General features: G+C 43.7%; 18 protein-coding genes and 1 pseudogene. 10 read left to right on the top strand and 9 right to left on the bottom strand.

Annotated features, from left to right (window positions below):
- The first annotated feature begins 122 nt into the window (after positions 1 to 122).
- Both N480_RS25140 and N480_RS22120 read left to right on the top strand, forming a co-directional pair.
- Positions 123 to 964 (top strand): annotated as a pseudogene (locus N480_RS25140) (transposase).
- Between the two features lie 1,041 nt (positions 965 to 2,005).
- A complete protein-coding gene (locus N480_RS22120) occupies positions 2,006 to 4,831 on the top strand; it encodes a TonB-dependent receptor plug domain-containing protein (protein ID WP_063374608.1) in 2,826 nt (941 codons plus the stop codon).
- A gap of 85 nt (positions 4,832 to 4,916) precedes the next feature.
- On the opposite strand, the gene N480_RS22115 is transcribed toward N480_RS22120, so the two are convergent.
- Positions 4,917 to 5,819, bottom strand: coding sequence for a LysR family transcriptional regulator (locus N480_RS22115; RefSeq protein WP_063374607.1), 903 nt, complete (start codon positions 5,817 to 5,819; stop codon positions 4,917 to 4,919).
- Between the two features lie 214 nt (positions 5,820 to 6,033).
- Between N480_RS22115 and N480_RS22110 the strand changes: the two genes are divergently transcribed.
- From N480_RS22110 to N480_RS22100, 3 genes are all read left to right on the top strand, one after another.
- A complete protein-coding gene (locus N480_RS22110; RefSeq protein WP_063374606.1) occupies positions 6,034 to 6,753 on the top strand; it encodes an SDR family oxidoreductase in 720 nt (239 codons plus the stop codon).
- Between the two features lie 241 nt (positions 6,754 to 6,994).
- The gene (locus N480_RS22105) at positions 6,995 to 8,023 is read left to right on the top strand and encodes a cytochrome-c peroxidase (protein ID WP_063374605.1); all 1,029 of its coding nucleotides are present in this window, start codon (positions 6,995 to 6,997) and stop codon (positions 8,021 to 8,023) included.
- Positions 8,020 to 10,371, top strand: coding sequence for a hybrid sensor histidine kinase/response regulator (locus N480_RS22100; protein WP_063374604.1), 2,352 nt, complete (start codon positions 8,020 to 8,022; stop codon positions 10,369 to 10,371). Before N480_RS22105 ends, N480_RS22100 begins: the two co-directional genes overlap by 4 nt.
- A gap of 91 nt (positions 10,372 to 10,462) precedes the next feature.
- Here N480_RS22100 and N480_RS22095 read toward each other — a convergent pair whose 3' ends face one another.
- Positions 10,463 to 11,338 (bottom strand): SDR family oxidoreductase, encoded by an 876-nt coding sequence (locus N480_RS22095; RefSeq protein ID WP_063374603.1) that lies wholly within the window; start codon positions 11,336 to 11,338, stop codon positions 10,463 to 10,465.
- A 45-nt stretch (positions 11,339 to 11,383) separates the two neighbouring features.
- Entirely contained in the window at positions 11,384 to 12,226 is an 843-nt protein-coding gene (locus N480_RS22090; protein WP_063374602.1) for a type 1 glutamine amidotransferase domain-containing protein, read from the bottom strand.
- 123 nt (positions 12,227 to 12,349) lie between these two features.
- On the opposite strand from N480_RS22090, the gene N480_RS22085 reads away from it, so the two are divergent.
- Together N480_RS22085 and N480_RS22080 are read left to right on the top strand one after the other, a co-directional pair.
- On the top strand, positions 12,350 to 13,258 hold the full coding sequence (locus N480_RS22085; protein ID WP_063374601.1) for a LysR family transcriptional regulator: 909 nt from the start codon (positions 12,350 to 12,352) through the stop codon (positions 13,256 to 13,258).
- A gap of 100 nt (positions 13,259 to 13,358) precedes the next feature.
- Positions 13,359 to 13,913 carry a hypothetical protein gene (locus tag N480_RS22080; RefSeq protein ID WP_063374600.1) on the top strand — a complete coding sequence of 185 codons (555 nt, stop codon included), beginning with the start codon at positions 13,359 to 13,361 and terminating at the stop codon, positions 13,911 to 13,913.
- Here the strand turns inward: N480_RS22080 and N480_RS22075 are convergent.
- Entirely contained in the window at positions 13,899 to 14,819 is a 921-nt protein-coding gene (locus N480_RS22075) for a LysR family transcriptional regulator (protein ID WP_196761541.1), read from the bottom strand. The genes N480_RS22080 and N480_RS22075 overlap by 15 nt on opposite strands.
- Before the next feature lie 95 nt (positions 14,820 to 14,914).
- Here N480_RS22075 and N480_RS22070 point away from each other — a divergent pair, with 95 nt between their 5' ends.
- Positions 14,915 to 15,436 carry an SRPBCC family protein gene (locus tag N480_RS22070; RefSeq protein WP_063374599.1) on the top strand — a complete coding sequence of 174 codons (522 nt, stop codon included), beginning with the start codon at positions 14,915 to 14,917 and terminating at the stop codon, positions 15,434 to 15,436.
- A 254-nt stretch (positions 15,437 to 15,690) separates the two neighbouring features.
- Positions 15,691 to 18,123, top strand: coding sequence for an ATP-binding protein (locus N480_RS22065; protein ID WP_081231962.1), 2,433 nt, complete (start codon positions 15,691 to 15,693; stop codon positions 18,121 to 18,123).
- Positions 18,124 to 18,307: 184 nt separating this feature from the next.
- On the opposite strand, the gene N480_RS22060 is transcribed toward N480_RS22065, so the two are convergent.
- From N480_RS22060 to N480_RS22045, 4 genes are all read right to left on the bottom strand, one after another.
- Positions 18,308 to 19,774 (bottom strand): DUF3526 domain-containing protein, encoded by a 1,467-nt coding sequence (locus tag N480_RS22060; protein ID WP_063374597.1) that lies wholly within the window; start codon positions 19,772 to 19,774, stop codon positions 18,308 to 18,310.
- A complete protein-coding gene (locus tag N480_RS22055; RefSeq protein WP_063374596.1) occupies positions 19,771 to 21,177 on the bottom strand; it encodes a DUF3526 domain-containing protein in 1,407 nt (468 codons plus the stop codon). The genes N480_RS22060 and N480_RS22055 overlap by 4 nt, the downstream gene beginning before the upstream one ends.
- Positions 21,177 to 21,908 carry an ABC transporter ATP-binding protein gene (locus tag N480_RS22050; RefSeq protein WP_063374595.1) on the bottom strand — a complete coding sequence of 244 codons (732 nt, stop codon included), beginning with the start codon at positions 21,906 to 21,908 and terminating at the stop codon, positions 21,177 to 21,179. Before N480_RS22050 ends, N480_RS22055 begins: the two co-directional genes overlap by 1 nt.
- 214 nt (positions 21,909 to 22,122) lie before the next feature.
- Positions 22,123 to 22,767 (bottom strand): peroxiredoxin-like family protein, encoded by a 645-nt coding sequence (locus N480_RS22045; RefSeq protein ID WP_063374594.1) that lies wholly within the window; start codon positions 22,765 to 22,767, stop codon positions 22,123 to 22,125.
- 204 nt (positions 22,768 to 22,971) lie between these two features.
- Here N480_RS22045 and N480_RS22040 point away from each other — a divergent pair, with 204 nt between their 5' ends.
- A complete protein-coding gene (locus tag N480_RS22040; RefSeq protein WP_063374593.1) occupies positions 22,972 to 23,586 on the top strand; it encodes a flavin reductase family protein in 615 nt (204 codons plus the stop codon).
- A 45-nt stretch (positions 23,587 to 23,631) separates the two neighbouring features.
- On the opposite strand, the gene N480_RS22035 is transcribed toward N480_RS22040, so the two are convergent.
- Positions 23,632 to 26,133, bottom strand: a complete 2,502-nt coding sequence (locus N480_RS22035) for a S8 family serine peptidase (RefSeq protein WP_063374592.1) — start codon at positions 26,131 to 26,133, stop codon at positions 23,632 to 23,634.
- Between the last annotated feature and the right edge of the window lie 246 nt (positions 26,134 to 26,379).

Raw genomic sequence — 26,379 nt, 5'->3', positions numbered from 1 at the left:
TTTATCTCATAAAAGGCTCAGAGGCACTAAATAATACATAAAATTTCTATACAACTAGCAACTAAGAATGTAATTCTGTAACTCCCCCATAAACTGAAACAGTTCATAGGGGGAATTTTACGATGCGAAAAAGTAAGTTCTCTGAAACACAGATCGTGAGCATGATCAAAGAAGCTGAATCTGGTGTACCTGTACCAGAAATATGTCGTAAACACGGCATTGATCAAAGTACGTCTTATAAGTGGCGTTCTAAATATGGTGGGATGGAAGCCTCTGATGTAAAACGTTTAAAAGAGCTTGAAGATGAAAACCGCAAGCTAAAAGATATGTTTGCGACTCACAGTTTAAAACACTCAATGCTTGAGGAAATCATCTCAAAAAAGCTTTAAAAACAAGCAGGCGTAGAGCTTAGGCCGCTCACTTACGGACACGGCTTGAGGTAAGCGTAGCATTTGCTTGTGACGTAGCAGGTTTAAGTCGAAGCAAATGCAAGCGCCGTGTACCAGCAAGCACACCAGAGCTGTTAAGCGCATCGTAATAACATAATGACTCTTGGTCGATTGACTTTATGAGCGATGCGCTTAATTACGGACATCGCTTTAGAACACTGAATGTACTGGATGATTACAACCGCCAAGCACTAGCAATTGAGGTCGATACAAGCCTGACAGTTGAACGAGCTATTCGAGTGTTGGAACGGGTCATAGAATGGCGCGGAAAACCAAAACAAATTAGAGTGGATAATGGCCCTGAGTTTACGTCAAATGCTTTGGAGAGCTGGGCTGCTGAAAAGAGCATAAAACTTGAGTTTATTAAGCCTGGAAGTCCGTATCAGAACGGTTTTGTGGAGCGGTTTAACAGCAGCTATCGAAGAGAAGTATTGGATTTATATCTGTTTGAATCACTTCAGCAGGTTCGTGACATTACAAATTATGAACGGCATCACGATACACTCGGAGATTAAACTCCAATGGGCTACCTTTAGGCGGCATAATTCTACTAATTAGCTGTACAAAATCAGGGCAATTACAGTTTCGCTCACGTTGGAAACCGAGGCTATATATGATTTTGGGCTACCTTGATGTTCGTATAAATCTGTCTTCGTTTTTACTTTAGAGCCGAGCAAGTTTTATGACTGCAACCAGGCAGCGGTGAAGCGTCTTTGTCTTCGCTTCAGTTCAGTCGTTTCACAATTAATAAATTGCGACGTATCAGTTATCTGGTGTGCGTCCGACTGATTAAAGTGGCTCGTCTTAATGACACAATAAGCTGCTATGGCGTAAGCCCTGTTTTGTATCCTATTACCGGAGTGTCGGGTTGAACACTCCTTTCAGGTTCATGCCTGACCGAGAGAATACTTTGTACTAAAAAGGCACCTTTCCCTGACTTTTTAAGCCTTATAACAGATCTTGATTATCACACTCGTGTAGCTCTAATCCCGCTAAATTGCATAATTTATACCTTTTTGTTTTTTTGGGCTTTGGCAGGGTTGTCCGAGCGTTTTATCACAGGCGTTTGCTTTTTTACATTTTATGTTGCCGAAGAGTGAGTGAAAGCTTCTTGATATAAGTTAAATAATGGCTTGGTTTCTCACAATTAAACCACTTGTACATTTTTGGGTAGATTCTTTCCATACCTTACTTTCTTTTTGTGTGTGAATACTTGCTTACTTTATAGGTTTTTAATTTTTGGGTTTTTGTATTTTCTGTTCAAATGGAAGTGTACTTTATATAACCAGATTAAATTAACATATACTTAAATATTATACACTAAATAGGAACGCTCCTATTTGCATAGATACCTGCACGGAATGATTTTTTATCCGCTATATCCTCAAAGTACCGAAATTACATTCATCTTGGCGCATTGGTATTTTTTATGCGTTGAATTTTTGCACTTGTCATAATTGTATATTTTATACATTCTAATTTTTCTTCATCAAAATGTAACAAATTTCATTACATCAACTAGGGGAGCCTCCAGTCTGTTTGGAGGTGGGAATAAAATGCGAAATACATTTATAAGAAAAACCATTTTGGGCATTGCGATTAGTAGCGCTTTGGGCATGTCACAACACTCATTTGCGCAGGAAAGTGGCGCTGACGATGAAAAAATTGAGAAAATATCGGTCACAGGAAGCCGGATCTTAAGACAAGGCATGACCACCGTTGCACCCGTTATGGTGATAAGCTCTGATGAACTAAACGTCGGCGGAAACCTGAATGTAGGTGATGTACTTGCGACATTACCGCAGTTTGCACAGGGGATTGAATCTACAGACAATGCCTACAATCCCGCCAACGCTGGCTTGTCAGTTCCTGATTTGAGGGGGCTTGGTGAAATTCGTACTTTGGTGCTGATTAATGGTCGTCGCCCGACGCAAACGGTAGATAGCAGTGGCTTATTAGTAACGGATGTCAGTAATATTCCCGCAAGACTTATTGAGCGAGTGGAGATACTCACCGGTGGTGCTTCGTCAATTTATGGCTCAGATGCTGTCGCTGGGGTGATTAATGTCATTTTAAAAGAAAGCTACAATGATTTTACCGTGGATGCGCAAGCAGGTACGTCTGAGCGAGGGGATGCAGAATCACAAAGTCTGACATTAACCTATGGCAAAGAAATCGATGGGGGCAACATTATGATGAGCTTCGATTTCTTTAATCAAGAGAACCTAAGGGTTGTCGACCGTAAAGGTGCTAGAGGGCAGACAAGTTATATTCGTAACCCAGATGGCGACAATCCAAGAAACATTATTTTAAATAACGTGGGTTGGTCGGACTATAACATTACGCCCGACCGTCCGACATTTATGATTGATAAAACTTTTAACTATTATCAGTTTCAACGTCAGGACGACGGTCAATTGGGAGAAGGGTATCTCGCCATTTTAGACTCCGAGTTACATTCATATTACAAGCAGTCTCATGATTTAAACCCTAATTTGTATTCCAGCGCAGGCCCGACAGAACCCATTCAGCCTTATCAGCGCCACAGTGCCTATGTGACGGGCAACTATGAATTACCGTCTGACATCTACATGACGGGCAGTGTGTCTTATAGCAAAGTCAGTGCGACCACCCAGCTCGACCCTGAGTTTATCTTTAGTAACAAGGGCTGGGTAGATATCACCGATGCGCCATTTACCGTGCCGCAGCAAGTTATCGATACGGTAAAACAAGCAGATACGGGCTCTAACTGGATTGCCACCCCTTATACGTTTAATGACTTTGGCAATCGCACCACCGATACAGAGAGGGAGTATTTTGGTGCGTCATTGTCTTTTGAAGGTGAGCTGGAGAATGGCTGGGTGTGGGATGCATACGTAGCAAGTGGCCAAACAACCTCTCAAGCGACGTCATTGAATCGTATCAACAGTGAACGGTACGATGGTGGCTACACATTGATTGGTGAGTGTGAACCCAACTGTCCTGAATTCAACCCATTTATGCCTTTGAGTAAAGAGGTGGTGGACTACTTGCGATTGGACCCTTTCACTGATGAGCGGGTGATCTCACAGCATACTTTCTCGGCAAATCTCACGGGTGATATTCTTGATTTACCGGCGGGTTACTTGTCTTTTGCAACCGGTGTCGAAATACGCAAAGAAGGCATGGAAGTTAACTTGTCAGAGACTACATTATTGGGTTTAAACCGGAACAAGAAAAGCCAGAATAACGACGTGGACCGCACGGTGAAAGAGGCATATGTTGAATTGGTTGTGCCTGTATTGTCTGATGCGCCAGCGGTGAAACAGCTTGATATTGAAACCGCCTATCGTAAGGCGAACTATACCTATGCGGGTACTACAGATAGCTGGAAGTTGGGGATCAACTGGGCTGTCACCGATGATCTTCGTTTGCGCGCGGTTAAATCAAAAGCTGTGAGAGCGCCTCAGTTAACCGAGTTATTGAGCCCAAGTTCGATTACCTTTATTCGCGGCGATGATCCGTGTGATGCAACAGAAATCGACACCATATCGACAGACAAACAAGCAACCCGCAAAGCCAATTGTCAGGCTTTGGGCTTGCCTGCGGATTTCAACGCCGCGACGAATGTCACAACCGGTGTGGATGTTACCGTATCTGGCAACGCGCAATTAGAAGTTGAAACGGCTTACACAAAAACAGTGGGGTTGGTGTTCACGCCAAGCTTTGTTGAAGACTTGAGCTTGACTGTGGACTACTTTGACATTGACCTGAATGACGGGATTGCGCGATTTGGCGCATTTGATACCGCAGAAATGTGTGTTGACTCTGCCACCATTAATAATGGCTTTTGTGCTCAGGTTACACGCGCAGCAGATGGCAATATCACCAATATTAATGACACTTGGGTTAATGCGAATCTACTTTCTCGCCGAGGTGTGGATGTCGGCGTTTACTACCCGTGGAAGTTAGGAGATTACGGCAGCCTGCAGTTGAGCGCCTATGCAACACGCATTATCAACTCTACTTTTGTCGACTCTCCGCTGGAGGGAGAAACCGTCTTTGAATATGCAGGCTCCTCTGGCACGCCTGAATGGAAAGGCAGCTTTGTCGCAAAGTACAGCTTAAATGACTTATCCGTGCGTTGGAAAACCAATTACGTACATTCTGTTTTATATAGAAGGGATGTAACCGCACAAGACTACGAGCAACATGTTTTGCCAACGTCAGTTCTTCATCATTTGCGGGTCGGTTATTACTTAAATGATGATTTTGAGGTTTATTTTAACGTAAACAATGTAATGGATAAGGATTGGTTAGGCCATCCGGGCACTAGCTCCGGTGGTAGCACTTATCCAATCACTGGTCGTAGCTTTAGCTTGGGGCTAAGTTACACCCTTTAGTGATTTATTAGAGCGCCGTACTCCGTCACAGATGTTCCCCTGTGCGCAAATGCCAGCAAGCAACCTTGCTGGCATTTTTCGGTGATTAGCAGGTTGCGTAATGTGTAAAGTTGTTCAAGGCAAATTCCTTGAACGCCGTCACTCTTGAAGGCGGGTGCTTATCTTGTAAATAAACAAGATACAGTGGAGAGGGCCTTGGCTGCCAATGATCAAACACGGGCAGCAGCTTACCTTCATTGATTTCAGTCGTGCAGTAAATTTCTGGTATGCGGATAATGCCGTTCCCCCGTATGGCTGAACAGAGCATCACTCTGCCATTTTTACACGTCAGGTCGCCTTTGATGTTGACCTCTTGTGTCTCGAGCGTTTGTGTATTTGTAAACATCCACGTTTTCATGCTACCTGTGATGCACTTGTGCGTTATGAGATTTTTAGGGTGTTCGGGTTTGCCGTATAGCTCGATATATTCTGGACTGGCGTATGTTCCGATAGTAAGGTCCATCAACTTTCTGGCTATCAAGGCGGAGTCGGTGAGTTCCCCCATCCGAAATACAAAATCGAATTCACCAGCAATGAGATCGACTCTTCGGCTACTAAAATCAAGGTTAACGGTGACTTCGGGATGTTGCTGCATAAAGTCCGCGACCAGTGAGCCAACTATATTCTCACCAATAAAGCCGCCAACACAGTTAATTTTAATTTCACCAGAAAGGCGACTCGTTGCCTCAATGGTATTGTCTATCGCTTTGTCTATACCGATAAATGCGCGTTTACACTGCGCATAAAATACCTGACCGGAGGGGGTTAAATGCTGTGTTCGGGTTGTTCTAACGAGTAGGCTTACGCCTAAATTGGCCTCAAGTTGAGAGAGTTGTTTAGAAACTTGTGAGCGTGAACATTGCAGTTTATCAGCAGCGTTTGTAAAACTGCCTTCTTCTACTAATACCAAAAAGCTATTTATATCCGCGTAATTTACTTCTTTTCTCATACCAAAGACCAACTGTGAGCATGTTTAAATCATAACTATTAGTCATTATTTGTAAACAGTGATGTGAATTTGGTCATGTATATCATCAATAACGGCTGCCTTAAAATACTCTCCTAAGTTTGAGGGACGATATTTATTTGAGTAGACAAGCTCTGGTTTATCCGTCGTCAAGCAAACTTCTTTATAACAAACAGGCATAGTCAAAGAGGTCAGTATGAAAAAGTTAGTGGTTATTACAGGTGCAAGTTCGGGCATTGGTGAGGCGATAGCTAAGCGTTTTAGCGAAGCTGGTTACCCGTTATTGTTAGTTGCCAGACGTGTCGAGAGATTAACGGCGCTAAATTTACCTAACTGCCTTTGTGCACAGGTTGATGTAACAGACCGCACCGCATTTGAACAGGCTCTAAAAGTAGCTGAAGAAACGTATGGCCCAGTTGAGTGTCTCATTAATAATGCGGGTGTGATGTTGCTTGGCCAAATAGACAATCAAGACAGCAGTGAGTGGCACACAATGTTTGACGTCAATGTGTTAGCTCTTATGCACACCATGCAAGCCGTGCTTGCACCGATGAAAGCGCGACGCGGCGGTACCATTATCAATATCAGTTCAATTGCGGGTAAGAAAACGTTTCCAAACCATGCCGCATATTGCGGCACTAAGTTTGCGGTTTCTGCTATCAGCGAAAACGTGCGAGAAGAGGTTGCAGACTTTGGCGTGCGGGTGAGTAATGTATGCCCAGGAGCCGTCGAAACTGAGTTACTCAGTCATACAACGTCCGACGAAATTAAAGATGGCTATGAGGAGTGGAAGCAAACGATGGGCGGCGCTTTGCTTGCCGATGATATTGCGCGCACCGCGCTGTTTATTCAAGCGCAACCTCAGCAAGTGTGCATCCGAGAGATTCAAGTTGCAGCGACTCGTCAGCAGCCTTAATTTTTTAGTGTTTGGGTCCGTTAATACTACGCTTTTTGTGTGATATGCGGACCAAACCGTTTGCTCATAAACTCGCGTGTACAGGCGTTGAATAGCACCCCTTTAGCTGGCTCAGCGTAACTAAAATCATACCAAGATGATGTAACTCAGTTCACAAATTAAACAAGCACTTGGGTGTGTTGTGTCTATACTTACTGGTATCGAATCATAGACGAAATAAGAGTTCAGCAAGGATGTATAAATGAGTACAAGATATGTGTTGCTGATCACTGGGCTGCTACTTTGTATTTGCCTTAGCCTCGTACTTCAGTTCTTTACGGCAGAGCAAAAATATCGTTGGAAGCAAAATACAGAGCGCAGCGTCATCAAAATGCGGTTTTTGGAGCGTGATGTCGATGCGCCGATCCAGCCATTACCTAAGGTGATGGAATATGATTTAGCTTGGGCAAAACTCGGTAAGGCGCTATTCAAAAGTCCACTGCTTTCGGCCGATAACTCCACATCTTGCGCCTCGTGTCACGACTTGTATAACGGGGGAGATGATGGGTTTCCTGTTTCAGTGGGGATCAAGCAGCAATTGGGTGACCGCAATTCCCCAACGGTGATAAATGCGGTTTTCAACTTTCGTCAATTTTGGGATGGCCGCAGTTCTGACTTAATAGAACAAGCACCTCAACCTATCCATAATCCACTTGAAATGGGCACTAACTGGGCGCAAGTGATTGAAAAGCTCAGTGCTCAGCCCGGTTTTGTCAGTAGTTTTAATGCCCTCTCTGAAGAGGGGATCACAGAACAAAACATCATCAAAGCCATTGTGGCTTTTGAAGAGTCTTTGGTTTCCGAAAATACCCCTATTGATGCGTTTTTACTCGGTGATACCAATGCACTGAGCCCCCAACAAAAAAGAGGGTATGACAAGTTTGTAAATTATGGCTGTGTCACTTGCCATCAGGGGCGCAATATTGGCGGTAATCTCTATCAAAAAATAGGTCGGTTAGACAGAGTACCGACGAGTTTGCAGGACGATTTTGGCCGATATGAATTGACTAAAAATGAACAAGATAAATATGTATTTAAAGTACCAAGTTTGAGAAATGTCGCCGACACCTCGCCGTATTTTCACAATGGGTCGGTCGATGAGCTAGCTGATGCAATTCGCATTATGGCAAGAGGGCAACTGGGCCTAGAGCTCAGTGATGAGGATGTCGCAGATATTGAGGCGCTTTTACATGCTTTTTCTGGTGAATTACCGAGGTCTTTGACAGAGTGAAATATCTAATCGAAGCAATATTGCTAGGGTTGATATGGTTTTTTGGCTTTGCCGCCATTGATGCCTACCACCTTCTTAACCGACACCAACATGAGTTGGAGTTAAAAAGCCGCCTCAACTTGGTGGCAACGGAGCTATCACTTGAAACGCTGTCTGCGATGGATAGCAATATTTACCATTTTGACCGGCATGCGCAAAAGCAATTGGAATTTGAACGTTACCTCCAAGAGTTAGATTTAAATGACTTATTGAACCAAGATGTGGCCACAGAGTTAGATAAATTTCAGGTGACTATCGACACTTACATGCAATTGGCGTCAATGCTAAAAACATCCTACCGATACATCGCGAAACAAGAATTAGAAAGAGGAGAATATGCGCCGCAATCGCAGAACATTATCAGTGAAGTGGTATCGCTAGTTTCAAATCTGATGGTGACTAACTCCATCCCTGTCATTGAACGTGTAAGAGCAAAGCTTGAAGCAACTTTGCCAGCGCTTGAGCAACTTGAAGAAGCTGAGCCTAGATTCAGGATAATGCGACTGCATATCGAGTTTGTACTAGAAAACGCATTGCAAGCTTCGAACTTATTAGTGCCCATTCAACAAAGTGAGATTTCTCGTGTCATTTTAAAAGATAACCAATTACTGGCTGAAAATATCAAGGGCACGTACTGGTCGATGATGCGCTCTATTATGCTGCTATTGGCAGTGGTCTTTTTGTTGGTGATCACCGCTTTAGCTCGCTTGATGATGGATTTGAAAAAGGCGAATCAATTGGCTAACCAAGCCGCCGAAACCAAGTCGCTATTTGTATCCAACATGTCCCATGAAATTCGTACGCCAATGAATGGGATCCTAGGACTGACAGATATTTTGCTTAATACTGAACTTACCGCGATACAGCGAAACTACCTTGAAAAGGTACGCTTTTCGGCGAATGCCCTGACAACAATCATCAATGATATTTTAGACTTTTCTAAGATAGAATCTAAAAAGCTGCATATCGAGCACGTGTCTTTTCAATTTGAAGACCTACTCGATAATTTACGGTCTTTGATAACGCCGATAGCAAATACGAAGGGGATCAAATTGATATTTGATTTGGACCCAGAATTGAACGACCAATATGTGGGCGACCCAGTTCGCATTAATCAGATTATGCTCAACTTTGCGTCTAATGCGGTTAAATTCACTGAGCAAGGAACGGTGACGCTTAACGTTCGCAAAAAGCGCAAAGAGCAAGATAAGGAGTGGGTAGAGATCTCAATCATAGACACTGGTATCGGCATTGCAGAAGATAAAGTGGCATTGTTATTTGAACGATTTACACAAGCAGAGTCATCCACGACACGAAAATACGGTGGCACGGGGTTAGGGCTCACGATTTGTAAGTTATTAACGGAGCTGATGCACGGTGAAATTCATGTTGAAAGTACGGTAGGGCAAGGTTCTAAATTTACAGTTACGTTGCCGTTGGACACTGTATGTAACGAAGAGCCTGAAATTGTGGTTAACATGCAAGGCTCAATGTTAATCGTAGAAGATGACCCAATTTATTTGGAAGTGAGCACTAACATCGCACGTTCGTTGGGCTTAGAGGTGACAGGTGCCACGCGAGGGTGTGAAGCACAGCTACGCTTGTCTGAATCTCAATTTGATATCCTACTACTTGATTGGGTCCTACCAGATTATGAAGCCAATGAACTGCTTAAAAAGCTCGAGAGTCTCGACGTACTGCCACAAAGGGTCGTGATATATACGGCGCATACGGAAGAGTTCATTAAAACGGATTTGGATTACCCTATTTTGTATAAGCCGCTGCTTAAACGTGACTTAATTGATGTGCTAACGCGCCCCCGTGATTTAACGAGCAGTACTGCAAGTAGCTCAGGTGGTGCAGTTGGCCGTGATGAAACGGCAAAGACGGCCGGTGATGTATCATCCAATGTATTACAAGGTTCTCAGTTGAAGGTTTTACTGGTTGAAGACAATGAGATAAATCGCATTGTGGCCTTAAAACTACTTGGGCGTATAGCTGGACTGGAAGTCGATGTGGCAGTAAACGGGCAAGAAGCGGTGGAAGTCATTAATGCCTGCGACGGCGCTTTTGATATGGTGTTTATGGATATTCAAATGCCTGTGATGGATGGTGTAGAAGCTACGAAAGTGATTCGGCAAAGCTATGATGCAGACACGCTGACCATTATTGCACTAACGGCGAACGTGATGCAGTCAGAAATTGATAAATATTTTGCAATTGGCATGAATGGTCATTTAGGCAAGCCGTTTAAAATGAGTGAGCTAGAAGATGTGTTTAAGCAGCATGCAGACTTGGCCGATCAATAGTTGAGCGCTGAAAATAAAAAGTAGCCACACCAAATACGAAGTCGTCGTTCGCAAGGGCAGTGTGGCCACTTTTAAGTACGGTTTATTTTGATTAGCGTGTTTTAAGGGCCAACATATCCTGCATGCCGTATAAGCCATATATTTGTTGCATGGCATTTTCAGTTGCTTGATTGACTGACTCGATAATCGGGTTCAGTCCTGTGCCATCAACCGTTGTTCTAAATGGGCGCTCAACAGGGGCTGTTTGCAATAGCTTAAGCACCGCATCAGCTACCATTTGTGGGTTTGGTGCGTCGTCGGCATCGTGCCCTTGCTCTGTACCTGCCCACATTTTCTCCGGTGCGTCAGCAAATTCTCCATAACTTTGGCTCACCGCAGCATCGCTCGATCTTAATAAGTTTGCGCCAAAATCAGTTCCAAACCCGCCCGGTTGGACGATTAAAGACTGAATGCCAAATTGCGAGAGTTCTACACGATAGTTTTCAGCCAAGCCTTCCACCGCATGTTTAGTGGCGTTATATGCGCCAAGAAATGGTAAAACAAACTGGCCTAAAATACTCGAGACTTGAATCAGGGTACCGCTGCCTTGCTGTTTCATGTTTGGTAAAACAGCACGGGTCATTCTTTGCACCCCAAATACATTAATATCAAACACGCGTTTAAAGTCCTCAACATCAAAACTTTCTTGCCAGCCTAAGGTACCCACACCGGCATTGTTAATGAGTACGTCAATTTTGCCCGTATGTGTCAGAGCCAATTTGACACCCTGTGCAACACTTTGGTCATTGGTGACATCAATATCGACGATTTTAATGCCTTTGGCTTTAAGTTCATTGGCGATTGAGGCGTTACGACCCTGTGGGTCGCGCATGGTGCCAATCACGTGGTGGCCTGCATCAATTAATGTATTTGCGATTAAGTAGCCAAAGCCACTGTTAGCACCGGTTACTAAAACTGTTTGTGTCATGGTGTTCTCCAAAAGTTGTATGATTAACGTGTGAGTAGGTGTGGTTTAATTCAGCTTTTCTAACAATGCTTTGGCGACGCCCACGGAAGACTTGTTGTTTTGGCCTGTAATGAGCTCTCGGTCAATCACGATATGTGGCTGCCAATCTTGTTCTCCTCTTGTGTAATTGCCACCCGCTTTGGTAAGCGCATCTTGTGGCCAATAAAAGAGTTCATCACCACCTAGGTAATACTTTGTAGCAACAGCTTCTTCTGAGTTGCTAAAAGTCGTCATTTTATAGCCATCGTATACCCAACCTTTAGCGGCTTTGGCTTTGCCGTTTGATTTCATTTGCTGTTCGAACTGCTGTGCATTGGGTAAGGCTGAGAGTAGCGCCACAGGTCCATGACAAACGAGCCCTGTGGGTTTTTGCGTGGCATTGAAGTGACGTAAAAACTGACCGAGCTGTTCATTACTGACTAAATCGCCAAGTGGCGCGTGCCCACCTGGGACAAATACAGCATCAAACTGCTCAATGCCGATTTGCTCGATGCGAGAAAAGCTCATAACGGGGCTGTGTGTCTTGTCGTCAATCATTAATTGATTAAAGAGTGCTTTGTGTGCGGCGTAATTTTCTTGGCTTACATCTAAAAAATGATCCGGTGTATCAGATACTGGGTCCAACCTTGGTGCCATACCCTTAGGTGATGCAAAGGTCAGAGTATGCCCAGCTTCTAAAAACAATTTAACCGGTTCCATCAGCTCATTCAGATAGACGCCTGTTTCGTAGTTTGAACCATTTTTTAAAGTCATTTGTGCGGTGTCCGACATCACAACCAGAATTTCATCGGCCAAAGTGAGAGGGCTCATTGTGAGTGCGGCCAGTGCAAATAGCGGTTTAAGTTTCATAACGGTTTTCCTAATAGTCTGTATGTCTTTTCGAGATGGGTTAAGAATATGTGGCAGAGCTTCATTAATGAAATTAATAGGTTTAATATTGCTATTAATTTCATTAATAGCTGGTGGTTGTAAATGGGTAATATTTCAGATATCGAATTGAATCAATTAAGGTTATTGCAGATTATCTTTGAAACGAAAAACTTAACTCGCGCAGGAGAAAGGGCGGGTTTGACGCAGTCTGCGGTGAGTCATGTTTTAAAAAAGCTGCGTCACAGTTTTAATGACTCGTTAGTTATTCGTCAAGGTAATCAGCTGGTATTAACGCCGAGGGCAGAAGCGTTAAAGCCCCAGCTAGGGCGCTGGTTAAATGACTTTGAGCGGCATATTTTACATCAAGAGCAGTTTGACCCAGGAACGTCTTCGCGCATTTTTTATATTGCCACCAGTGATCTTGTCGAGCAGATGCTTGCAGGGCCTTTGCTGACGTACCTTGGTCGTATTGCGCCTAATATTCGAGTCGTGTTTACTAAGCTGGATAAACGGGGTTTTGCCAGTCAGATTGAAAGTGGTGAGGTAGACTTTTCGATTAGTGTCATGGAGTCAAGTCATCCGAGCCTTATGGTAACCACGTTGTATCGAGATGATTTTGTTTCTATCGTGCGATGTGACCACCCACTGTTGCAAGAGCTAAATGTGCCAGAGGCTTTTTGCAAGTACCCCCATGTACTGGCGGGCACGGGGAAAGATTTAAAAGGTATGGTCGATGATGCGCTTGCACAAGTTGGCTTATCTCGAACTGTGCAGTACAAAGTTGCAAACTTTTCGAGTGCGCCTTATATCGTCGAAGACAGTGATGCCGTATTTACAGCGCCACGCAAGTTTATCCAGGCCATTGCACCTAAGTTTAAAGTCACTGAATTCGACACTCCCTGTGCAATAACTGGCTATGCAATGAAACTGTATTGGAACATCAGAAACAAAGATGATGAAGCAATCAGTTGGTTACGCAAGCAAATAGTCGCTGTATCAAGAGACGGTTAAGCCTATGAACAACCTGTTGTTTTGGTGGCTAAACGCAATTACTTTTGTAACTGCGGTATGATTCATTATGATTCTCTACAAATTGATTAAGGAAAATGAGATGCGCTTCATATCTTTGTGTAGTTTGTTAATGCTGGTTGGCTGTACTGGCCCTCAGCTAGCGCAAACATTTGTTGAAGACAATTGGCGTTATGCCACAGATCCACATGGTAGTCAGGTGATCTTAGCTGAACCCTTGGTTCAGGATGATAGAGTGAAGATTGGATTTGATAGGGTGCCTCGTGTAGACAAAGCAAATAACTCTTGGGTAGAGCTGATTTATGACATTCCCGCGGGGGATTTGAGCGCGGTATCTGGTATCGCAATAACCTATGAGAGCGACCGCCCTCTGGTTATTAAGTTGTCGCAAAAAGAGTACGGAGGGGAAGGTGATAAAAGCTATGCGCACTATCAGGTTGTATTACCTGTCGCTATGACACCGACTTCTAAACGCGTCGATATTACGAGCTTTGCTCGCCCTGATTGGACCCCTGAGTGGTCGCAGGACAAGGGAATCGTAAAAACCTCAGTGTCGGCGCTGTATTTTGTGCCAGATTTGACCGATAAAGCCGGAGGCAAAGCCCAAATGACCATACACAAATTAGCGCTTCATTGATTCTACTTGGCCAAGCAATCGCTTGTTTTGGGCAGCAAATGAGTCCACAAGTTGCGTTTTAAAGGCGCGGATCCGCGCCACTTCTCTCGAATCGTGGTGTGACAACATCCAAATATCAAAGGCAATGTCTGGTTTACAGTTTGGCACTCTGATTAATTCTGTGGTTTTATCTCCGATAAAGCAGGGTAAGCGGGCTATGCCCAACCCAGCTTTAGCGGCTTCTACTTGCATCGCCGAATGATTTAAACGGCAGATAGTCCCCAAATGTGCAAATGGCGAGGTTTTTATCCAGTCGGGGTAGTGACCTAACTCTCCCCAACCAATTAGTTTGGCGCTGCTTTGCTCAATCCAAGGGTCGTGTTTGGCTAAATAGGCCGGTGTGGCATAGTAGCAGGTGGCTATCTTACCAACCATGCGACCAATTAAGGGTTCTGGTGGCATCACGTTATTGGGCAATATTCGAAGAGCAATATCAACTTCTCGTTCGTTTAAATCCATTACTTGGCTTGATAACACCACTTCAATATCAATATCTGGGTAGGTTTGGCTGAATGAAGTTATCATCGGCATGAGCAAGTGGTTGGCTATCGCATCTGAGGTCGTAACACGTATTGCACCGCTGAGCTGTGCGTCAAGCCCCTGAATTAAGTTATATGCGGTACCAATCGCTGACTCAGCTTGCTCTGCAAAGTGTACTAACGTTTCGCCTTGCTCTGTTAATTTAAACCCTGACACGTCTCGCAGAAATAGTTTAGTGCCTAAACTTGACTCTAACTGATCTATACGTCGTGTAATCGTTGAGTGACTACTGCCTAGCTGCTGTGCAGTGGCGCGTGCACTACCACTTCGCACCATGGCTAAAAAGTAGTGAAGATCTTGCCAGTTGATGTTCGATTTTTGCAACATGATGTTCTAATAATGTCTGTATCGTATCGTTTTTAGTCCGCTTATAGTTACACCAGACAAAGAAATTGGCAACTAAATAAACGGTAAGTATTGCTATGAACATACACAACAAACAGACAATTAACGCACCTATCGAACAAGTTTGGAAGTTAGTCGCAGAAGATTTTGCAAATGCATACAAGTGGATGAGTGGGGTTGTGCACAGTTACGAGATCAACCACGGCCTAAAAGGTGAAACCCCCGTCGCAGGGCGCGTATGTAACTTAGAGAATCACGAGCATCCATTTCACGCCGTAGAAAATATTTTACGCTTTGATGAATCATCACACACCTTAGTATTTGAGGTGATCCCAGTTAAAGAGCGCGGCCCTCAACTACCAATTGTAAAAAACAAAGTAACGATTCAGCTAACGGCTACATCAGGCGGACAGACGAGAGTGCATTGGCACAGCAAGGTGACCCTCAAATGGATAGGAAAGGTGCTGTATCCAATTTTAAAGCTGGGTCTTTATAAAGCATTTTCGGATATTTTACAGGATTTGAAGGCTTATATAGAGACCGGTTATCCCAGCAAACGCAAAGTAAGCTCAGACAAAAAATTACTGGCGACCACTTAGTTGAAGCTTAGTTTAAGGGGTCTTTGGAGGAGTAATTTAAGCACTTTGAAACAATGCAAAGTTGAAAATTCACAGTTTTTGACGATGCTTAAAGGACTGAATGTTCACCTCAGTAATATTAAAAAGATTTGTATACTCAGGCTGTAAGCGCAGTCTGACGTACTGATCTTCGTTGTATTGCCGATTAGGGTGTGGAGCGTGGCTATTGATGTATCACTTCCTCTGTTTGTTTCGAAGCGCATAGTTGAGCGGTAATGAGTATAAAATACCGCCAGACACCTTGGTTCATGCCTGCTGTATCAGCTTTTTTGGTGCTGATGATTTTGCTTTACTTTAGTGTAAAAGAGCAATCGAATCTCATTGAAAATGAATTGTTTGAAATAAAGGAGCAACGGGCATGGCAAGCTGGGTTCATTGCTGAACACATAGAGCAACGGCTGCGTTATGCTTCCGCATCGTCATTTCGATTGGCTAAAGCCGTACAAACTCGCTTAGAGCAAGATAATTTAATCACAAAAAATAGTCTTGCAAGTATCACCCAGCCTTACCCTGATGGCTCAGTTCGAACGCGAGAATCTGTATTCAGCGGCCTTCATCAGGCGGGTATATTTTTGCCAGCAGGCGTTGTGCTCACAGCTGAAAAGTCAAGGCACTTAATGCTTGTCAAAGAAACCGTTGAAATGTTTGGACAAGGCGCACTATCAAATCAATTTTCAGATTCGTGGTATATGAACGAAGATGGCGGCATTGTTATTTACTGGCCTCAAGAGCCGGACTTTGTTTTCAAGGCACCTGAAGGGTTTAGCTATTTAGGTAGTGCTTGGTTGATGCCCAATGCGCCGCCGAGCACGTATTGGACACCTTTGATGCAAGACCCAATACCTGAGCTACTCATGTTATCGGCAGTGACGCCTGTATATGTCGATGGGGTATGGCGTGGCTCTGTAGGGCACGATATCACATTACAAAGTTTGCTTGATAATGCGCAACTGTTAAAAGGCGAGCAACAAAGCGAGTTTATTCTACTCAATGAAAAAGGTTTAGTCGTTGCATCTGATATTGAGGGGCTACTGCAAACAGGTAATGACAGAAACTTCGAAACTCAGCTTATGGTACGTGATTGGAATGAGGCTTATCAACGTCTTTGGTCTCAAAGTGCCGCTTATTTAGTCCATAAACAGCGGTTATATACGATGTCTACGATTAACTCTCAAGGCTGGGTATTTATGACATCCACGCCGCTACAACCTGTGACAGATAAAATAAAAAGTGCATTTACTGCATTGCAGACAATGGCCTTTCTGAGCATTGCGGCAGAAGTCATCATTTTAACTTTGCTGTTTGCGTACTTTCATCGGCGTAATAAAGCGTATGTCAATCACCTTAAAGATGCGTCAGCGTTGTTGGCTGAAGAGAAACTACGTTACGAAACATTGGTGGATAAAATCCCTTCCATTGTGTATCGATGCAAAAATGATAAATACTGGACCATGCTCTATTTAAATGGCGCGGTGGAGTTCGCAACGGGCTACCATGCTGAAGATTTTATTGACAACAAATCGTTGGCATTTGCCGATATCATCTACCCAGATGATCAGGGGATGGTATGGCAAGTTATCCAAGAGGCGCTCGATGTCAGTGGACGCTTTAAAGTGGTTTACCGAGTTATTCATAAAAATGGGCAAGTACGATGGATGATAGAGCGGGGAGGTTATAGCGATAATCAAAAGCACATTGAAGGCGTGATCACAGATATTACTGAATTGAAAGAAGCTGAGCAGCAGCTTAAAGTTTCAAACATGACACTAGATGAAAAAGTGGCTTCTAAAACCGCTGAACTTCAAACGACCAATGAACAGCTGACCGAAAAAACCGCAAAACTCCAAGACTCGATTCTGACATTACAGGAAACGCAAAACGAACTCATTGAAGCAGAAAAAATGGTATCAATGACGAGCATGGTGGTGGGTATGGCTCATGAGATAAACACGCCGCTGGGGAATATTGCAACTGCTGAGTCCACCATTGCATCGAAAGTCGATCAGCTACAGTATGCGCTAGCACATGACCAGCTTAAAAAGTCGGACTTGGTGCAAAGTTTAGAGGTCATTCAATTAAGCTTACAATCCAATGATGCAAGCCTCAAAGCGTTATTAAGTCTTAGTGAACGGTTTCAGAACTTGCATTACAGTCATGATGTAAAATTAGAACGAGGTGAGTTTTCGCTTAAGCTCTTGGCAACGCAAATTGTGGAGAAGTTTGCGACAACGCTTGGGCGTAAAAATATTCAATTTGATATTAACATTGATGAGGGCCTTAATTTGCATGGTTCGATTGAAGCCATTGATGAGGTACTCACCAAACTGATTGAAAACTCGCTCAAACATGGATTTATATCTTTAGATTACGGGCATATCTGGCTAGATGGCCACTTTGATACGCATTTGCATGCAGCGGTAATCACCTATCGTGACAATGGCAATGGCATCTCACCCAGCATCGAAGGGAATATTTTTATTCCTTTTGCTTCACAAGCTCTTAATCAAGGTGGCGGTGGTCTAGGGTTGAGTCGAGTTTACAATATTATTCGAACAGAATTTAACGGCAAAATAGAGCTTCAAACGCCCGAAAAGCAACAAGGTGCATGCTTTGTGATCACACTGCCGTTAGCGAAATCGTTAAGTTAAATCACGAATTAGCTTGTTTTTGAGGTTTTACAAGTCCTGTCAAATCGCTAGTGCTTCTTACTATAAGCTTATAAGTCAAAATCACAGTTTACATGTGTTGTTATTAATATGGTAACTTGCGAGGTGCTTTAGATGTTGGCGGGTCAGTCAGATACTTTTGTTCAGGCTGACCCTTAAGTTTGTCCTATACCACCACCTTTGATGTTTGAGGTGCTGCCAACACACCAACATTTCTAGAGGTGCGGTGGATCAGTAATAAAGACAATACAATCAACCAGAGCATAGGTGCCAAATTGACGTTTGGTGTCGGGAAGTCTTTATCAAATTGGGGCAATGTCGAGAGATCTGTGATTGTGGGCCGAGCATTGCAGCCTTTACAAGGAGAAAAGTCACCTTTTTGGTTCGCCTCTACAATTCCTGTTGCAAAAAACGACTGTAAGGCTTGGTGATGACGTTGTACTTGAGCCATAAACGCATTGTGACGTACAAGTCCATTACCAGACAGTTCAACTAAGATTGAATGTGTCAAAGTCGCCACAGATAGATATTTCAGCCACATGGCCTTACCAAGCTGTGCTTGTTGTATTTGCTGATACTGCTCATCAAATGCTTGCATCGCTTGTTCAACAGCATTAATCGTTGCTATTTTTTTAGTTGCAAAATCACTTCCTGATGCACTGGAACTGGCAAGTTCTGGGTGGTCCTGAAAAAACTGCGCCAAGGTTTTCTCGGCGGCTTTTTTCGCCTCGTCAGTACTGGCTCTGAGGCTATCTATATACTGAATTCTAGACGGTGTAGGGTCCGCGTGGGTAATAAAGGTATTGATCAGCGCAGGTAGCACGACTACAAATGATAGCCAGCAAGTCACTAAGATTGCAGCATTGGTCGCAGCGCCTTTTCCACGGCTATTGACCCACGCACATAGCGCTAGCCAAAATCCGCCATATAATAGAGTGATTAGGGTGAAATTAGTTAGCGTCTGTAGTTCGATCTGTTCGCGAAAAAGCATAAAAAACAAGTTGCTGATCACTAGGAAGGGCAGTAGTACGATCGCGCCCCGTAATAGGATTTGTATGGTTAAAAGCTGGCCTGCTGATCCCCCTTGTAACAATAACAGGCGCAGCTGGCCGCTATGTTGTTCGTTGGACAGGGCGTTAAAGCATATGCCAATGATCAGTAACGGCAGTAGATAAATAAGTACAAAGCTAAGGTCAAATTGGCCAAGTAGTAAATTAAGCGGATGTACATAGTCATACTGCTGTACAACTTGCTGTTTTTCTTGAACTAGCATTCGAAAATAATAAGGCAAGACATCGGCCTGCCCAATCGCAATGGGAGACGCTGGTAAGGGCGGTTTGGTTGCGTAATTGACCATGACATAAAAAGCTTGCGCACGCAGATCGTATCTATCTTGCCACCACTTCACAGGCTCAGTGGTTGATAGCCTTAGTGGTAATTGGGTTGCAGCCTCAGTTATATTATGTTGTTGGCTTGTCCAAGCCGCCTCAACAACCTCACTTTGCGACTGGCTAAAAAAGTGGCCATTCAAAAAGGCTAAACCGGCCAATAAGATGCTGAAAGCGGCAATGATGACCGCCACTTTTTCGCGCAAAAGATTTTTGAACTCTGTATTTAGTAATAGCCGTTTCATCTTAGTGGCTCCTTCGTTAATTTTCGAACTGCGAAAGTGCCCAGTAATAAAGAGGCCGTGAGCCACAGTACTAAACTGAACCAATTAACTCGGTAATGGTGAGTCAGATCGGTAAATGCGGGTGGGTGATATTCAAATTTTGGGATTTGTTGCCATAAGCTAAGGTTGGCAACGTATTGCCCTTCGCTTTTGTGCGCATGATCACGCTGATTGTGGTTAAGCACGCGCTGCATCATTCGGCGGTGAAGTTCCGCCCGCGCCAAAAAGTGCTGATGATGGTGAAAATCACTGGCGCTAAAAGCCATAGACAGCGACTGTACGGCGATCATAGGACTGAGCAAACTTGCCAAAAAGTAACTGTCAGTTTGTGATTGTAATTGCTCAAGGCGTTCACCAAACAAGCGATCAAAAATTGCGTCGGCATATTGTTCGCCAAATTGTAGCCTGGCGCCTGCAAAATCAAATGGGAGTTCACTCGTAGAAGAAACCGCATATTTTTGCAGTAAAGATTGCTCAAAGCGTTCGAAGGCCATTTCTCGATGGTCTGTATATACCTCACGTTTTAATCGATTTTGGAATGCTTGGTTGGAATCGAGAGGGTAAACACCTGTGCTGTAATTCATCGCCAATTTAGGTATTAACAAAGTGGACAGTGCCCATATTGTTAATAAAACAATGAGGCTGCGCCGCGAACTTTTCAAAAGGCAAGAAATGGCGATAGTAATGATTGACCAAAGTGCGACATAGCTGATGTAAACAACAAAAAAACCAGCACTTCGATAGGCCAGTTTGGCAGACTCGTTTTGTTCAAACTGAATAAATAGCAGATAAACAATAACAGGCAATAGCAAGGTGGCGGCAATGGCGAAGAGAACGCAGCATTTTGCTGCGAATAGTTGTAAGGGTTCGACTCCGGACGCCAATAGTTGTTTTAATGTACCTTGTTCCCTTTCTGATGCGAACATTGGGTAGCCGATTAAAAGTATTAACAGTGGTAAAAGGACTTGCAGCACGAATGCAGGTGTGAGTGAACCAAAACGCGCCATTGGGAGATTGTCTTGCACAGTTCGGAACATTCCGTCATTTCGAGTGTGTGCTTCAAGTCGCACAACGTTTCCTTGATATGCTTGCAACCCATCATCAAGGGCAACCAGTGGAGTAGCCGGTTTAATCACGTAAATACCATAGTGCGCTGCGGAATGAGGACCTTTTTCACCTTGATTGAGCCAGCGCGTTTGTTCTTGCTGAGCTACGTCATAGGCATCACTTTGGTAACTCTGATAGTTTTGCCAGCCAGTCGTACATGCGAGTAATAAAAGTAAGGATGCGATTAGACACAACCACCACAGTTGTCCCTGCCGTTTGGCATCTAACCATTCTTTCGTAAGCGTTTGTCTAAACATTATGCACCCACCTTGATGTGTTTTAAGTAGTGGGCTTCTAACTGTGTTTCTTGAAGCTGTTGATAATGTATAGTTTCAACCAGCTTGCCGCGATTAATAATCGCGACACGATGGGCATCTTCTTGAGCGCGAAAAAGGTCATGTGTGGCCATTAAAATAGCCACCCCTTGGCGCGCCAAACGCTGAATCAATTGGCTAAACTCATGGCTTGCAGATGGGTCAAGGCCAGAGGTAGGTTCGTCTAGAATTAAGGCTTTTGATTTTTTTGCCAAGGCAATCGCAATGCCGACCTTTTGTCGCATGCCTTTTGAGTAGCTGGATACCGGTTTATCAATGGCGTGATTGGGTAGCGATACAATCTCAAGTAGGGCTCTCAAGTCGCAGTCAGCCATTGCCACTTTGGCAATTTTACTAAAATAGACCAGATTCTCTAGGCCTGATAAACGGGGGTATAGTGCAACTTGTTCTGGAATGTAAGCGAGCTGTTTGCGAACTAAAGCGACGTCTTCTTGAGGGCTGTACCCAGCTACAGAAATACGGCCTTTATCTGGTTTCAAAAAACCTAACAAACAATTAATTGTTGTAGTTTTTCCTGCCCCATTTGGGCCGAGTAAAGCGAGTATCTCTCCTTGATTAACTGTCAAACTTAGCCCTTGAAGCGCCGTATGATCAGCGAATGTTTTAACTAAGTTGTCTATTTGAATGACAGGACGCTTTGGTTGTGTTTGCATTGAGTCAAATCCTTAAAGTACGAAAGCTGTGAATAAGCAGGGACATGATTGCGATTTGTTTATGTTCATAAATCACCTGTAATTTTAATTTGTTATAACATAACAATTTGTATCAGGTTGTACAGTGAATTAAAAGAGGAACAAGCAATTAGTGCTTATCAAATAGATAAAATGAAGATAAGCACATGATGGCTATGAGCTGGATGATTTATATTTATATAAGTTGCTGATAAATAGCCATTACCTCACTAGGCTCTGCCCGCGATGTATAGTCTTCTTCAATAAAAGCGTACTGGACAATGCCATTTGAGTCGATGATATAGGTGGCGGGGATTGGCAGCGCGAACTCTTTACGTGCAGTGCGTTCAGTGAGATCAACGCCCCATTTTAGTAGCACCTCTTTTAGAGCATCATTGACTTCATAGACCAATCCAAATTGTTCCATAACAGAAAAGTTAGGGTCAATAAGTACGGGAAAGCTGAGCGCATTATCTTGTTGTACTTGCTCGGTAAAACTTTGTGTTTCGCCAGATACCGCAATCAGGTTTGGCATCAATGGTTGTTCATTGATGAGCCCCTCCCATGCTTGCAACTCTAGCATGCAGTACGGGCACCAGCCGCCACGAAAAAAGGTAATAATAAGAGGGCGTTGCAGCAATGCATGCAATTCAACCGCATTACCTTTGTTATCGAAGAGCGTACCAATTGGCATCGGCTCTGAAACTTGTGGGCCTTTCGCATGGAGCTGTTGCTGTTGCAACAGTGAGACATTGCGACTTAGGGTTTCCAATATTTCTGCTGGAGCCGACTGTTCATAGGTTTGCTTGAATTCACGCAAAGCTTGCGCCAGAGATGCCATAAGGATGCACTCAGTTCAATTGGTTATTAACGCTAAGTGTAGAGTGTGTATTTCGTTTCAACAATGTTGATACGGCTTTGAACAAGGTAACTGTATGGGTTGTTTGTCACGAGATTGCACAACATCTTTTGTTGAATACCGACGGACCATATACAAATGGGGTTTGCTCCCTTATGCTAGTTTCATTTGTGCTAAGGCAAGTCAATGATTTTAAACTTTAAGGATCTTTCTCCTAATCGAGTCTATCACACACTCACACAAACGGTTGTTCCTCGCCCTATTGCTTGGGTTTTATCGAAAAATGCGAAGGGGACTTTGAATTTAGCGCCCTTTTCCTATTTCACCGCAATAAGTTCTAATCCAGCTATTTTGATGTACGCAGTCGGTCAAAAACCGACAGGAGAGTACAAAGACTCGGCAGTCAATGTTGAGGTGAATGAAGAGTTGGTGATCCACATTGCCGACAGTGATCTAGCACATGATGTGACGCAATCGGCAGTGACACTTCCAAATGAGCAGTCTGAGTTAGACTTACTTGATTTAAATTTGGTGGAATTTACCGGTTTTAGCTTACCTAGAATTGAGAAAGCAAAAGTCGCTTTTGGCTGTAAGCTACATAAGGTGGTGGAGATGGGCGAATTACCAATGAAGCTGGTGTTCGTCGAGGTCACACAGGCTTATATCGACGATGAAGTGGTTGAACTTGACGACAAAGGTCGCAGTAAAGTCGATGCGCTCAAGCTTGATCCGCTGGCGCGATTGGGTGGCGCTGAATATGCTAATTTAAAAACGGTATTTAAATCTGCACGGCCACAATAGCCGTGCAGTAATAAGTGGGGTGATAACGCCCCACTGTTAACTTACTTATTGAAAGTTAACGGTTACTTCTTCAGAACAAACATCACCGTACTGACATACTTTATAGGTGTAGCTTGTTGCAGCCGCGTTGCGCGAGAAGTCGCGGTATTTACCCGTGTTGTTGACAGTTCTAATTGCTTCACCGTCGCGATAAATTGTGACTTGATCAGCACTTGTACCTGTCCACATTAGTTCAACTCGGATAGAACCCAGACGTGACTTGTTAACACGACCAATTGAAAGCTCTGGGTTGTCAGAACTAACAGAAACTGTTTGAGTCGAGGTGTCGGTATTACCCTGACTGTCAGTAACTGTTAGTGTGACTTGGTAGTCACCTGAAGCTGCAAAGGTATGCACAGGATTTTGCTCTGCACTTGTATTGCCATCACCAAAGTCCCAAGATCTACTTACAATGTCACCATTAGAGTCGCTACTGGTATCTGTAAATGTGACGTCTAGACCATTCTTAGCGAACTCAAATCCTGCTACTGGAGGCACTTCTGATACTTCACCTAGACCTGTTAGTGTAATGGACCAATTGTTTAGCGTACCCGTGTCAAGGTTTGCATTATCGACAACTTTCAGTAGCCAGTCACCCGCTGCATTTTCACCATTGAATGCATCAGAGCTAAAGCTATCTACGATGTCGTCGGCACTACCACCGGCTCTATTGTGTAGTGTTGCAACCGTACCCGTTGGAGACGTTAATGTTACAAGCAAGTCACCAATATAAGTGTGGCTGATATTCAGTGCTGTGCTGCTGCCGAAAATGGTCACGTCATCTGCAATTGTGATTGTTGAAGTGACACCTGCTTGATCATTATCAGGAATATCTACACTTGTCGTGTTGTCATAGACAAAGTCACGTAATCCATTTGGCAAAACGCTCAACGATAATTGTTTTTGCTGATTTAGTTCACCTGAAACTGCGTCAACGGTGAAGTTGTAATTACCCCATTGCGTTTCAGTTGTAGTCGCTACACTGAGTACCGCTGTTTCACCTGGTGTGACGGTTGTTTTCGACAGTGTTACGCCGTTTAAGCCACCTGTTGCTGACAAGTCGATATCACCTTGCCAGTTTGCAACAGAAGTGAAAGTTAATTGATAGTCAGCAGTTTGCCCAGCCGTGATTTCTTGTGACACTGGTGTTGCTACAACTCTAAAGCCAGGTGTTGGATCTGCGTCGATTAGCATTTGCTGTGCATCTAACCGTTTTCCAGATACCGTTTTGCCATCCAATGCCGCGATGCTTTTGCCTGAGTCCATAAGTAGCGCTTTGAGCTCTAATGTAGTCAGGTTAGGATTGACTGATAACGCAAGCGCAGCGGCACCAGCTACATGAGGTGTTGCCATTGACGTTCCTGAGAATGAAGCATATCCGCCACCAGGAATTGTCGAAAGAATATCACTACCAGGCGCACCCATATCAACAGACGTTAGTCCCCATTGAGAGAAAGAAGACATTGCATCTGTGTGCGTTGTAGAGGCAATTGCCATTACGCTGTCATGATCGTAACTTGCTGGGTAGCTTGGAGACAGGTCATTGTCTCGAGCGCCATTACCTGCAGCAGCGATAAAGAGAATACCAGCTTGCTCACTCGCTGTGATTGAGTCATACAATGCTTGGCTAAAGCCGCCGCCACCCCAGCTATTATTTAGTACGTTGATATTGTGGCCGGCATTTTTCATTGCCACCATGTAATCAATACACTTGATTGCATCAGCGGTTGAGCCGCTACCTGATGAATTTAGGAATTTACACCCGATGATAGATACTTCATGGTTAACACCGACAACCCCTTCGCTGTTATTACCTGTTGCACCAATAGTACCAGATACGTGTGTACCGTGACCTTGGTCATCCATCGGATCACCACTGTCCGTGATTGCATTGATGCCGTATACATCATCGATGTAACCGTTATTGTCATTGTCGATGCCGTCACCAGCGATTTCATTTGGGTTAACCCACATGTTTGCTGTTAGGTCAGGGTGTGTGTAATCAACACCCGTATCAATAACACCCACAATGACATCGCGAGAACCTATACTGATATCCCACGCTTCAGGTGCGTTAATATCAGCATCATTGGTTCCGCCAGTTTGACCTGTGTTATGTAAGCCCCAAAGTTCATCGAAACGGCTATCATTTGGCAGTGCCATCGCTTTCACTGTGTAGTTTGGTTCTACATAAGAGATAGCAGGGTGTTTTTCTAATAATTGAATAGCCTGCTTAGAAGTCATGCCATCTAGCTTGAAATGTGCAAGACGGCCATTGAGGACATTTTTGTAGTTGTCGTCTTTTTCATCAGCATTGCTGTCTGAAATACGTGCTTTTACCAAACCTCGAGCCTGTGCACGCATTGCTGCTGTCGCGTCATTTTTAAACACGACGATGACACTGTCATCAGCGGTTTGAGTTGTAGTATTGATCTGTATTGCAGCGTGAGAGTTGAACGCAAACAACGGCATCAATGCCATTGTTAAAGCTGTAAATTTTGTTTTCATCATTCTTCCAAATGTTAGTTGTTCAGACTTCGTAGATGTATGTGTGACTACACAGCTACATATAAGTGACTTCTTTTAGAACTGATGACGGCATCGTTTTTGGCAACGACTAACAACCTAATATAGAGAAATGAGGTACATCAAATTGAAATTAGTTCAATATTAAAAATTCATGACTTTTTGGGATTTAACGCAGTAAGTTTTGAAGTGGATTGGTACTTTTTTGGTAATTTATAATCGGAAAGA

Origin of the sequence: Pseudoalteromonas luteoviolacea S2607, assembly GCF_001625575.1 — a bacterium.
GTDB lineage: Bacteria > Pseudomonadota > Gammaproteobacteria > Enterobacterales > Alteromonadaceae > Pseudoalteromonas > Pseudoalteromonas luteoviolacea_E.
This window is presented reverse-complemented; position numbering and strand designations above follow the sequence as displayed.

What these genes read in the sequence shown, in the direction of transcription:
- N480_RS22120 (WP_063374608.1), top strand. Translation starts at nt 2,006, where the DNA reads ATGCGAAATACATTTATAAGAAAAACCATTTTGGGCATTGCGATTAGT.
- N480_RS22115 (WP_063374607.1), bottom strand. Translation starts at nt 5,819, where the DNA reads ATGAGAAAAGAAGTAAATTACGCGGATATAAATAGCTTTTTGGTATTA.
- N480_RS22110 (WP_063374606.1), top strand. Translation starts at nt 6,034, where the DNA reads ATGAAAAAGTTAGTGGTTATTACAGGTGCAAGTTCGGGCATTGGTGAG.
- N480_RS22105 (WP_063374605.1), top strand. Translation starts at nt 6,995, where the DNA reads ATGAGTACAAGATATGTGTTGCTGATCACTGGGCTGCTACTTTGTATT.
- N480_RS22095 (WP_063374603.1), bottom strand. Translation starts at nt 11,338, where the DNA reads ATGACACAAACAGTTTTAGTAACCGGTGCTAACAGTGGCTTTGGCTAC.
- N480_RS22090 (WP_063374602.1), bottom strand. Translation starts at nt 12,226, where the DNA reads ATGAAACTTAAACCGCTATTTGCACTGGCCGCACTCACAATGAGCCCT.
- N480_RS22085 (WP_063374601.1), top strand. Translation starts at nt 12,350, where the DNA reads ATGGGTAATATTTCAGATATCGAATTGAATCAATTAAGGTTATTGCAG.
- N480_RS22080 (WP_063374600.1), top strand. Translation starts at nt 13,359, where the DNA reads ATGCGCTTCATATCTTTGTGTAGTTTGTTAATGCTGGTTGGCTGTACT.
- N480_RS22075 (WP_196761541.1), bottom strand. Translation starts at nt 14,819, where the DNA reads ATGTTGCAAAAATCGAACATCAACTGGCAAGATCTTCACTACTTTTTA.
- N480_RS22070 (WP_063374599.1), top strand. Translation starts at nt 14,915, where the DNA reads ATGAACATACACAACAAACAGACAATTAACGCACCTATCGAACAAGTT.
- N480_RS22065 (WP_081231962.1), top strand. Translation starts at nt 15,691, where the DNA reads ATGAGTATAAAATACCGCCAGACACCTTGGTTCATGCCTGCTGTATCA.
- N480_RS22060 (WP_063374597.1), bottom strand. Translation starts at nt 19,774, where the DNA reads ATGAAACGGCTATTACTAAATACAGAGTTCAAAAATCTTTTGCGCGAA.
- N480_RS22055 (WP_063374596.1), bottom strand. Translation starts at nt 21,177, where the DNA reads ATGTTTAGACAAACGCTTACGAAAGAATGGTTAGATGCCAAACGGCAG.
- N480_RS22050 (WP_063374595.1), bottom strand. Translation starts at nt 21,908, where the DNA reads ATGCAAACACAACCAAAGCGTCCTGTCATTCAAATAGACAACTTAGTT.
- N480_RS22045 (WP_063374594.1), bottom strand. Translation starts at nt 22,767, where the DNA reads ATGGCATCTCTGGCGCAAGCTTTGCGTGAATTCAAGCAAACCTATGAA.
- N480_RS22040 (WP_063374593.1), top strand. Translation starts at nt 22,972, where the DNA reads ATGATTTTAAACTTTAAGGATCTTTCTCCTAATCGAGTCTATCACACA.
- N480_RS22035 (WP_063374592.1), bottom strand. Translation starts at nt 26,133, where the DNA reads ATGAAAACAAAATTTACAGCTTTAACAATGGCATTGATGCCGTTGTTT.